Origin of the sequence: Lishizhenia sp., assembly GCF_033720595.1 — a bacterium.
In the GTDB taxonomy this organism is placed as follows: domain Bacteria; phylum Bacteroidota; class Bacteroidia; order Flavobacteriales_D; family Crocinitomicaceae; genus Lishizhenia.
The window spans coordinates 1-11,456 of record NZ_JAWWCF010000090.1 but is presented as its reverse complement, the minus strand read 5'-3'; the positions used below and the strand labels follow the sequence as shown (position 1 = coordinate 11,456).

Here is an 11,456-nt window from a genome sequence, read left to right as displayed (position 1 = left end):
ATTGATTTATCAATTTTTCTGAGTAACTCAAAATCAATATTTTTTAAAAGGAAGATATTCCCACCTATTTCTAGTAAAAGAGAAAGTGCCTCTTTCGGATTATCTTTAAGTAAGCTATCAAACTTATTGTCAATCTCTGAAAGTTGAATATCGATCATAGATTTTCGTTCTTTTCCTTCTTCAGTTATAGAGACACCACCAAAATATTTTTGGAAAAAACTTTTTTTAAATGATTTTGGGAAGGGGTGTGTTTCCAGTATGCAATTTCTATACTCTTCTTCTGTTTTGGCAGCGCTATAAGCCACTTTAATTAGTTTGCTTAAAACAATTTTTATTTCAGGTGTGTGTTGATAAGTTGAGAGATAAATTATTTCAAAAATATTCGGTGAATAATTATCAAAATTATTTCCTTTAACTACATACTTTATTCGTTTATCCTTAAACCTTCTCCCTCTTTTCACTCTCCTCACTGTTTCTTTTATTTCTAGCACCTGCTTAAGGATAAGGTCCATTAAAGTATATTTCATTAGGTCTTTAAAGGCAGCATTTTCGCCCTTCATTATTAAAAGGGTCTCAGCTGGCTTTAGCTTGGAAAGGTCACTCATTTTTTGAATAGTTTAAATTTAGGTATTATCCAGTTCTGATCTTTATTTACACGAGTAAAGTTAATTGATTTAAATCGAATTTCACTTTTTGGCCAAATGTCTTCAGGGGGTACTTTTCCAAAAACATCATAATAAAAAGATAAGGTCTGTTGATATAAATCTTTATGCGTCCCTCTTTCTTCAATCCCTTTTGTAGGTCCATGATGAATCTGTGTTTGAATTGTTTCCTTACACATTTCTACCCAATAGGAATGCGTATACAATAGGTGTAAATGCCAAACCTGATCTATTTCATCAGATGGAGACATTGCTCGATTACCGATGCAAATTAAAAAAATGAATTTCTTATATTCTTGAATGGCTCTTAAACTATACTCTAACGACCATCCATTTTCTCGAGCTAATCTATCCGAAAATGTAAACGATGAATCAATATCATCCAATTCAAATGCTTCCAATTTTTGCCAGAGTTGATTTTGAGATGTTGTCATATTATTACTTTATCAACTTACCTTTAAACGCCAAATTAATAGATTTATAAGACATTTAGACGTTTAGACCGTTAGATGTTTAGATGTTTAGATGGAAGGGTGTGGTGTTAACAACATAGTGCGCAAAACTCAATGATATTTTAATTAAATCTTTGAACAAAAGGTTCTCGAGCGGAGCCGAGAGATGAATTTTGAACCTTAAATTTTGAATTATTTAGACCACGCATCCAAAGCAAACCGCTGGTTTTTATCGGGGTTCTCTGTTAACTTGAAATATCTAATTTCTTTTATAAGAAGTTAAATGCAATACTATTGAACCCTTTGTCTAATCAAGACATTGAAAAGGGTATAGATAAACAAGAGGCAAAGAATAAAATAAAAAAACCTCAAATAAACTTCTGAAGAAAAAGGTCTACTCCTTATCACATACAGAGATTTCAGCGGTGTGTTATCAATAAATCGATTATAGCTGTCATCATACTTACTTCCTATGATATTTTCATAATATTCCGTTTTTGACATTAGTCTTTTCACAGTCTCTTCATCAAATTGTTTCTCGATTTCCACTGTTGACTCATGTGCCTGTTGATCACTTAAATCTGTAGATAAAGACCACTGAAAAATTTTAACTATTTTATCTTGTGATGAAAATTCGGACACCAAATACAAATAAGCTTTTAAGCTCTTTGACCTTCCATTCCTACGTATGAAAAAAGAATGCTTGTCAACTTTATTGATGTCACACTCCTTCAAATAAAGATATTTTGGTCTATCATCTTTAAGTTCACTAAATTCATTGACAAATACTGTTGAACCAGAAAATTTCATGACAACATCCATCTCTAAAGAGAAGAGTAAGGTAAAACTAAATAGCATTATAAATTTTTGAAAATCTAACCATGAACGAACTTCTTTTGTTCGAGTATATGGATTGTCCTCCATTTTTTTAAAATACCGGAAGATAGAGTAGCTCAATAAAACAGAACAAAGGAATGAAGTTGCCAAAATCATTCTAAACCTGTCGATTTTTATAAAATCAAGTTTATTGAACAAAATTGAAATAAAAGCTAGAACTAAAAGATATAGAATTAACTTCTTTACAATGACTTTAAGTGCGCTATTGTATGGCTTTTTCAATTACGTTTTTTCTGATAAAAATAGCACGAATTTCAAACCCTTGAACCCTCGAATCAAAAAACCGATGCATTACCACCGGTTTTCTCTATAATAAAACTCAATTTCCAATTCAGGTTCCTGAGCGGAGCCGAAGGACCAATCTCCAATTTCAAATTTACTTGCTCCACGCATCCAATGCAAACCTCTGGTTTTTATCGGGGTTCTCTGTTAATTTCAAATCGTAAGTTGAGTAGAAATAACGCTGAACTTCTGGCATGGTCAATTCTACGAGCTGACCTTTTCTTTCAACGGTCAAGACTTTGATATCATCATCGAAGTAGTTTAACCACTTGTCTAAATCACCATTTACTTTGCAGTTGTTTACCGCAACCACGTTGTCTTCTAACATCGCTCCGGCCATGTCTGCTGGTCCGCCTGGGTAAATGGCTTTTAGCACGCAAGAAGTTGCGCTTTCCAAGACTTTAAACCCTAAACGACCTTCGCTGTATTTTTTAGAAGGCTCATGCAACATCTCTATTCCCAAGTACTCAAAACAATCGTATAAAATCGCTTCATAACCTTTGGTTCCATGCAAGTATTCATCAAACAACCAGTCAAAGCTTACACCGGCCACATTTTCTATCATCGCCTTGTAATCTGCTTCGCTCACCCCTATACCTTTGGCACCGTAATTAAAGTACAATTGACGCATCACCTCGTCTAATCCGCGTTTGTTATCGGTGTGGCGGCGTATCATTACATCCGTTACAAAAGCCATCAAACATCCTTCTACATAGATAGACACCTTTCTACCTGGCGCACCTGGTACATATCCATCCAACCACGTATCCAAACTAGATTCTGCTACAGAGTGGTTAAATCTTCCATGATTATCAAAATGACGTTGCAACTGTACCTTCATTTCTTTAAAATACTGCTCCATGTCAAACACCCCACTTTTCATCAAGAACAAATCTCCCATGTAGGTGGTTACCCCTTCACACAAGTACCCCATAGGTGAATAATTCTCTTTGGTATAATCGTAAGGCATCATCTCTATAGGACGAATGGCTTTTACATTCCACGTGTGGTACAACTCATGCGAGCTTACTCCCAAGAATTCAGTGTACAATTCTTCGAACACAGCGTAAGATGGCCCTAAAGCAATTACCGTAGATTTTTGGTGCTCTACCCCATGGTATAATTTATAGGGTGTAATTTGGAAGATAAAGTGATATTCCTTCACCGGAAATTCAGTAAACTTCTCAATTTGTTTCTCTGTAAAGGCTTTGAAATCTTTGATGATTTTATCCCATTGTGGTTTTACCTCACCATTAAACCAAACGTAAAACAAGGTTTCTCCCATTTCATAAGTCTGCATCTGCAAGTTAGGCGACCAAATAAAGGGTGTGTCCATCAATTCGTGCACATCCTTTACACTGTAAACATCACCATCCTTATCAAAAGAGCTCGCCAATTGCCATGTTTCAGGAACCTCAAAAGTCACTGTACACTTCTCCTCCATCAACGCAGGATTGTACACACAACAGTTTACCGGGTTTACATATAATTGGGTCTTGTCTAAGAAAGTAGAACCTGCATTTAACTCGGCAGCGTAGTATTGGTATTTAACAGTAATCTTGTCTGTACTTGCAGTATCTACCGTCCAAACGCTATGACTTGTTTTTGTAGCCGTAATTTCTTTTCCTTCTGCATCGGTCACTTTAAAGTAGCGCACGTTTTTAGCAAAATACCCTAATTCATAACGTCCCGGACGCCACGTAGGAAATTGCAAAGTTGTTTGCGCTTCGGCTGTGGTCATTTCAACAGCTATATTTATATATTGCGTTTGTGCTTCTGGAATAGAAAAATGATAATGCATTGTCTTCACTTTTGTTTGAAGCTCAAAAATAGAAATTTTATAGGCTTCCTAAGATTTCCAACGTGATTTTCCAAACAGGTAATTCTTACGGTCCGTCTACTGTTAATTTCGATTTCTTAACACTTTCCAAACAATACTTTCATGAAGTTGCTAGTTTAGGTTTCAATTCTATGGCATGAAAAAACTACATCAACACATCCTCTCTACATTTTATTTACAAGAAGGTCATTCTAAAACAAAGGCATTCTTGAGCGAACTCACGGTTTTCACCTATAAAAATGCCTTGAGTTGCATTTTCCCAGCGTATATTTTTCTGGTCTTGGCACTCTCTAACATGCTCGGGTTAAATTTTATGCACAGGTACGATTTTCTCTTTGTCGCCTGCATTCTGGCCCAAGTCGCCTTATTACTTACGGGCATAGAAAGTAAGCGCGAAGTCTTGGTCATCATGGGCTTTCACCTCTTGGGGTTCATCATGGAAGTCCACAAAGTAAACGCAGGTTCCTGGAGCTATCCTGAAGATGCCTTTTTTAAAGTTTGGGGCGTGCCTCTGTACAGTGGATTTATGTATTCTAGTGTAGGAAGTTATGTATGTAGAGCTTGGGACAATTTTTCCCTTAAAATTACGAATTGGCCTAAGAACAGGTTCGCAATTCCGGTAGGACTGGCGATTTACCTCAATTTTTTCAGCAACGCTTTTATACAAGATTTAAGGTGGTATATCGTTGCTTTACTGCTGCTCGTTTTCAGAAAAAGCAAGGTTCATTTTACCACCAATGGTCGGCAACGTAGCATGCCTTTGTTATTATCTTTTCTCCTCATTGGTTTCTTCTTATGGTTGGCAGAGAACATCGCCACTTTTCTTGGCGCTTGGCAATACACCTACCAACACAAAGGTTGGCAAATGGTAGATTTCGGTAAACTAAGTTCGTGGAGCTTATTGGTCATCGTTAGCATTATTATCGTAGTGCAGCTGAAAAGATTTTTCAGTAAAGACGTACATAAACAAGGTGAAGTGCAGCAATATTAATTGGCGTCATTTTTTCCGTGCCTCCAAAAACCGGGTCGCCCCTACAAGTTATTTTGCACGAAAAAAGGAAGCTTAACACCTACAAGGAGCTTCGTTAAAGTCGCTCTTGTAGATCTAGCTTCCTAATTTTATGCGGCAACAAGCTTTTCAGTTTGCCCCTTGCCCAAAACAGATATTATTTGGCATGTTGCAAATAAACATCACTAATGTCAAAATAATAATTGCACGTTCTTGTTTCTCCGAAGGTAGTTTCTAACTTCCAGTTTTCCTCTTTTAAAATATTACCCAAACCATCAGTCGCATAACCATACACCTTATTATCCACATCTTTATTAGTTTGGGTTGAAGGTAATTGCTCACCAAAAACATCTACTTCTGCATCAATTACATTGTAAAAAGTCAAGGTTTTACCCCCACTAAAAATCATCTTTAGAGAATCTACGTAGTTCATTCTAAACACAGCATTACCTCGCGTTAAAGTACCTGAACTTTCTATGCTCTCCTCTTGAGCAGGCAAATGATAGTAAGTAGGACCAATACTGTCTCTATATTCTACAATCTCTATGTCAGAAGAAGTTGTATTGTGATAATGGTAATTAAACACTTCTTGGCGTTTACAGGAGGTAACAGCAAAAATTAGCAATACAACAAAGGCACTTAATTTCTTTACATTCATAATTTCGGTTTTATCTCGCGCTAACAAAAACTTAATTTCTCGTTGCTAGCAACAAGCACAAAAGTAGAGGGGACACTTTCCCTAATTTTTACCGTGGTATTATGAATTCATTGTAAACATATTAAGAACTTTAACAACCTGTTAAGGTCATGTTAAGCCCTTTACTCCTTTCTATACATGGTTCTATGAAAAACAATAGGGTTTCTCCAAGCACTTTTTTCACCTGAGATTAATACGAGCCTTTTCCCTTGCTTTCATTTCACTTTTCCCAATTATTGCTTAAATTCGCACACGTTAAATAATTTAAGAATATTCGGTTATGAATTATGATATTATAGTTGTAGGAAGTGGACCTGGTGGATATGTTACTGCCATCCGTGCTTCTCAGTTAGGATTAAAAACAGCAGTTGTAGAACGTGAATCTCTTGGAGGTATCTGTTTAAACTGGGGATGTATTCCTACCAAAGCTTTATTAAAAAGTGCCAACGTATTCGAATACATTAGTCATGCGAGTGATTACGGTATCAACGTACAAGACAGCAGCGTAAACTTCGACGGAATGATCGAAAGATCTAGAGGTGTTGCCAATGGTATGAGTAACGGTATACAGTTTTTGATGAAGAAGAACAAAATCGATGTTCTTAAAGGAAACGGTAAAGTATTAGCAGGTAAAAAAGTTGAAGTTACGGCAGAAGACGGTAAGAAAGAGGTGTACACGGCAGATAAAGGTGTAATCATCGCTACTGGAGCACGTTCTAGACAATTACCAAACTTGCAACAAGACGGTGAAAAAATCATCGGATACCGTGAGGCAATGACCTTGAAGAAACAACCTAAGAAATTAGTAGTTGTTGGTTCAGGAGCTATTGGAGTTGAGTTCGCTTACTTCTACAATGCTATCGGAACAGAAGTTACGGTTGTAGAATACTTAGACAATATTGTACCTGTTGAAGATAAAGACGTATCTAAGCAATTAGAGAAATCATTAAAGAAACAAGGTATCAAAGTAAAAACAGGATCTTCTGTAGAGTCTGTTGATACTTCAGGTGATGGATGTAAAGTATTGGTAAAAACTAAAAAAGGAGAAGAAACTATCGAGTGTGATGTTGTTCTTTCTGCAGTTGGTATCGAAGCAAACATTCAAAACATAGGATTAGAAGATTTAGGAATTGTTACAGATAAGGGAAGAATCTTAGTAAACGATTTCTACCAAACAAACATGCCTGGTTACTACGCAATCGGAGACGTTATTCCTGGTCCAGCATTAGCACACGTTGCATCTGCTGAAGGAATTATCTGTGTTGAGAAAATTGCAGGTCACCACCCAGAAGCATTGGATTACGGAAACATCCCAGGATGTACGTACTGTTCTCCAGAGGTTGCATCTGTTGGTATGACAGAACAACAAGCTAAAGATGCTGGTTACGAATTAAAGATTGGTAAATTCCCATTCTCTGCTTCAGGTAAAGCAAGTGCTGCTGGTGCAAAAGATGGATTCGTTAAATTGGTATTTGACGCAAAATACGGTGAGTTATTAGGTGGTCACATGATCGGTGCTAACGTTACTGAAATGATTGCTGAAATCGTTGCTATCCGTAAATTAGAAGTTACAGGTGAAGAATTGATCAAAACAGTTCACCCTCACCCAACAATGAGTGAAGCCGTTATGGAAGCTGCTGCAGCTGCTTACGACGAAGTAATTCACTTATAGATTTGAAATTTGAAATTGGAGATTCTAAATTATTGAACACTCCAAGGATGAAATATAAATTTATGAAAGGGTCCTGGTAATTTTACCAGGACTTTTTCGTTCTTAAGAAAAAGTTTTAAAAATGAATATGAAGAAGTACTGGATACTGTCTGTAATATTGGGCTTAGGAGTGAGTTGTAAAAGTGAACACGAAGAAGTGTACGACTTTGTTGAAATATGTCAGAACAACTACTACGAAGGCTATGGTATTAATGCCGCAGACACATTACTTGCTTTCGAAGAAGACTTAATTACTTATCATTTACTTGAGGATGCGAGTTATACCTCTTATTACAACTTATTACAGGAACTCTCTAGCGAGGTCTATTTTGACAGCTATCCCATTCGTATTTCTCCGAAAGCACCCTTGTTAACGTTAAATCCACAAGATTTACAAAGCTGTTTAAGCGAATCATTCGGAATAGACTCACTTCGCTTAACACAAACGCCCTATTACGCATTACAGTCTGATTTAAACTTGTATTACACCAGCTCAGAGAACATTCATATTTCAGGTGTCTTTGACCGTTACATGAAACACCTGGACGCCCTTGAATTTGAGCATCCATTTATACGCTTGGAAATTTTAAAACTTTTATATCGCTGGTATTTTGAGAGTGAAAGACAAAAAGCTCAACCGCTTTAAAGTTTTGTTTTAGAAATAAGTGAATCTTGCTGGAACACCATATTGTAAACGGTTTGTGTAGAATCTGTAAATTTAAATTCTCCCTGCCTTTTACCTTGCACAAATTCACCTTCGTATTTTTCGCCCTGGGGAGTTACAAACATGGCTTCACCGTGTAACATTCCATCCTTCCATTCTCCCTCAAACAAAGTTCCGTCTGTTCTTACAAATTTTCCAAATCCAGATCTTTTGTTGTTCTCATCGAACTCACCAAAATATCCCACGTTTGGATTAAACTCAAAAATAAAGGCACCTGTAGAGTTCTTTCCTTTAAAAGCCTCCGGATTTTTTTGTCGTAAAATCTCCTCAGGATCTACGCGGTGTATCATCCTAAACTTATCTCTGTATTTCTGTACAGTGGGATACAAATATTTAAAGGTTGCTGTAAACCCAATAGACTCCACTACTACATGTGTAACTCCTTTGTCTATTAACCCAGCTAAGACCGTATCTAGTTCAGCAGTATACTTAAAAGAAGAAACCTTTTTATCCGATTCAATCGCAAACAAGTGTGGTTTCCTACACGCCACAACACTACCCTCTGGCAATCCTTCTTTGGCCCACTTAGACAAATCCATGTAGTTTCTCCAATTCAAAGGGTATGGGTTGTTCGCTTTATTTTTGTACTTCGTATATGGCTCAATATGAAGTGTACACAACAACAACAAAAGAAGCGCTGCTGCAGGAATCAGTTGTTTTTGATTTTTACTCCTTTTTTGCACGAGTATATTTACCAGTTCAAAGAGTCCATAAAATATCAAGAAACTCACCAAAGGAATAACTGGGAACATAAAGCGCACACCAAACCATACATCTGGCCAACATAAGAATACAGCCAGATTCCCCCCTAAATAAAAGAGTAAAAACCAACGCCATTTTTTCAAGCGCCACGCTCCAAAAATTATCAAAGCAAGGTATAAGCTCCCTAGTAAATATCCACCTACCGTAGGTCCAGGAACCACACCTGTGGCATCCTTTTTATAATTCACATAAAACCTTGGAGTAATAGAACTTGGAATTTCTTTTCCTAAATAACGTGTGGCATTGTTCCCCATACGTGTTAAGAATCCAGAGAAGTCAACTTCACCCAAACTCTTGTTGTAAGGGTTCACCATCATTAATTGTTTTTGGTAGCCCGATCCTCCCAGGCGAGAAGAACGCATTTGCCACGGCAATAAAGCCAAAACAACAATAGAAACTCCGATGATCATTGGCATCCAGTTCTTTTTAAGGATTCCCCAGAGTATCCAAACACCTAGAAAGACTACACCTTGGGTTCTTATATAAATGGCAAAAATCATCGAGATAATAGCCAAATAATACCACGGTGATTTATAAAATTGAACTTCCTCTTTTCGCGCTAGAAAAGCAAATATGGTAAGCAGGGAGAAAAAGGCAAAAATCATCTCCGACATAACTATACTTGAATACATCAAATAATGCATATTGAAGAGGATGAAAAGTGAAGTAGCAAAGGCAAGATGATCATTCTGACTAAGTTTTCTGGCAATAAAGAAAATCAGTAATAGCACACATAAGAAAAAGAATCCATTGAGATGTTTAATGGTTTGTATATCTCCATCTGTGATTTTAAGTACTTGCCCTATAACATAACTATACCCAGGAGGAAAGTGATTGGCCTCCGTTCCATTTACTAAATGCGCATTTACGTATCCTTCTCCGTCAGCAATCGCCTTCCCCAACAAATAATAAGCAGCATTATCACCTCCTAAGAATATTTTTTCATCATAGGTTTCTGGGTAAGTTGAAAAATAACTTACGCAAATGATTAACAAATAAAAGTAGAGTGTAGCTTTTTTAAGAATAGCCGTGATTGGGTTTGGCTTCTTCGCAGTTGCTTTTTTAGACATAATAAAGAGTAATAGTACAGTTGTTACGAATGTAACAAAAAAAGAGTTGCCCACAATTGAGCAACTCTTTTCTACTTTATATTCTTATCTCCTACTCGGCCTAACCACTGGTTTAGGAGTAGGCGTTCTTTTTGGGGTTACCTTCGGTACTGGTTTCACCACCGGTCTTGGTTTTGGTGTAGCACGTGGTTTAGGTGCCGGTCTTGGCGTGGGTTTTGGTCTTGGCACTACTTTCGGCGTTGTTGGCCTTGGTTTCGGCTTTGGAGTTACCCTTGGCTTCTTCGGCGCAATTACGGTCGGAGTTGGTTTTGGGGCAGTTTTAGGAGGTGTAGTAATTTTCCTTGCCGGTTTACGCACCTCTTTTGGTTGAGGCACTGGCTTCACAACAGGTTTTGGCTGTGGAACCGGCTTTTTAACTGTTTCCTCCACAGGTTTAACAACTGGAACTACCTTCGTGGGTTTCTTTTCTGTGGTGATGCTTTGAGGGTTTTCATTTCTCGTTGGCACCTCACTTTCTGGACGTACTATAGTTTGTGGCTTATCTCCACCAAAACTAGAGTCTAACTTAACCGGTGCCTTGATTGCTTCGCCCCCCGTTAAGGTTGTTCCACCTTGCACTTCTCCATCTACATTCCCATTTGGATTAGTTCCTGGAATTCTTCCTGTATTTGATGATGGCGTTTGGTTCGGACCTAAAGTACTAGAAGGTCTTCTACCTGAATTTGGCGTTGGTGTAAAATCAACTCCATCTGTCGCCCTTGGAATTCTTCTGCGCGGCTCTGGATCTATGTTCACAAAAGCTACATCGAATATACAAGCGTTCATGTTTTCTGGAGCAATACCTTGTTCCAAACATCTTCTTCTTGCTCTGTTTCTTCTTCCCTGAGGAATATCACTTACCGATCTATGTTGACGCGGGAATAATAAATCTGTAAACGTCGCTGTGTTTTGACCCAATCCATAATCAAATAAACTTGTGACCATATTTACTCTATAAACAGATGCATAATCACGCGCTATATATCTTAAGTATTCTCTTTCTTTTTCACGTTGAGTTCTTCCTAAACCTCCAAACACATCACTATCACTCGCAGTGAAACCTATATCGTTTAATCTACCTGAACTCAAATCAAGGTCGTCATTTCTTCTTCCGTTGGCATTACCTAAAAGTCCGGTATATTCTCCAGCATTACACGTAGGTACTTCAACGTTAATATTCATAAAATCAAAAGATCCAGATCTTCTAAAATCAATCATCACTTGTTCGCCGGTTGGCCAAGTAACTACATAACTTTTGTTGTTCTTTCTACGAATAACACCACCATTAGAAAGGCGCAGTGCACTTGCTTT

The 11,456-nt window shown here is 37.5% G+C and carries 9 protein-coding genes and 1 pseudogene; 3 read left to right on the top strand and 7 right to left on the bottom strand.

All coding sequences use genetic code 11. From position 1 onward, the window contains the following. The 4 genes from R3333_RS07975 to R3333_RS07960 form a co-directional block, all read right to left on the bottom strand. Nucleotides 1–605 (bottom strand): hypothetical protein (locus R3333_RS07975; RefSeq protein WP_318958261.1); only part of this gene is annotated, 605 nt, incomplete at its 3' end. Then, nucleotides 602–1,096 carry a hypothetical protein gene (locus R3333_RS07970; protein WP_318958260.1) on the bottom strand — a complete coding sequence of 165 codons (495 nt, stop codon included), beginning with the start codon at nt 1,094–1,096 and terminating at the stop codon, nt 602–604. The genes R3333_RS07975 and R3333_RS07970, both read right to left, overlap by 4 nt. Nucleotides 1,097–1,405: 309 nt before the next feature. Further along, nucleotides 1,406–2,038, bottom strand: a complete 633-nt coding sequence (locus R3333_RS07965) for a hypothetical protein (protein ID WP_318958259.1) — start codon at nt 2,036–2,038, stop codon at nt 1,406–1,408. 349 nt (nt 2,039–2,387) lie between these two features. After that, on the bottom strand, nt 2,388–4,094 hold the full coding sequence (locus R3333_RS07960; protein ID WP_318958258.1) for a hypothetical protein: 1,707 nt from the start codon (nt 4,092–4,094) through the stop codon (nt 2,388–2,390). Between the two features lie 175 nt (nt 4,095–4,269). Here R3333_RS07960 and R3333_RS07955 point away from each other — a divergent pair, with 175 nt between their 5' ends. Then, entirely contained in the window at nt 4,270–5,124 is an 855-nt protein-coding gene (locus R3333_RS07955; protein WP_318958257.1) for a DUF817 domain-containing protein, read from the top strand. Nucleotides 5,125–5,299: 175 nt separating this feature from the next. Here R3333_RS07955 and R3333_RS07950 read toward each other — a convergent pair whose 3' ends face one another. Continuing rightward, nucleotides 5,300–5,800, bottom strand: a complete 501-nt coding sequence (locus R3333_RS07950) for a hypothetical protein (protein ID WP_318958256.1) — start codon at nt 5,798–5,800, stop codon at nt 5,300–5,302. A gap of 319 nt (nt 5,801–6,119) precedes the next feature. On the opposite strand from R3333_RS07950, the gene lpdA reads away from it, so the two are divergent. Together lpdA and R3333_RS07940 are read left to right on the top strand one after the other, a co-directional pair. Beyond that, a complete protein-coding gene (lpdA, locus tag R3333_RS07945) occupies nt 6,120–7,511 on the top strand; it encodes a dihydrolipoyl dehydrogenase (protein WP_318958255.1) in 1,392 nt (463 codons plus the stop codon). A 121-nt stretch (nt 7,512–7,632) separates the two neighbouring features. Further along, the gene (locus R3333_RS07940) at nt 7,633–8,196 is read left to right on the top strand and encodes a hypothetical protein (RefSeq protein ID WP_318958254.1); all 564 of its coding nucleotides are present in this window, start codon (nt 7,633–7,635) and stop codon (nt 8,194–8,196) included. Here R3333_RS07940 and R3333_RS07935 read toward each other — a convergent pair. Continuing rightward, nucleotides 8,193–10,106, bottom strand: coding sequence for a phospholipid carrier-dependent glycosyltransferase (locus R3333_RS07935; RefSeq protein WP_318958253.1), 1,914 nt, complete (start codon nt 10,104–10,106; stop codon nt 8,193–8,195). The genes R3333_RS07940 and R3333_RS07935 overlap by 4 nt on opposite strands. A gap of 84 nt (nt 10,107–10,190) precedes the next feature. Continuing rightward, nucleotides 10,191–11,456 (bottom strand): annotated as a pseudogene (locus R3333_RS07930) (hypothetical protein); the annotation flags it as partial.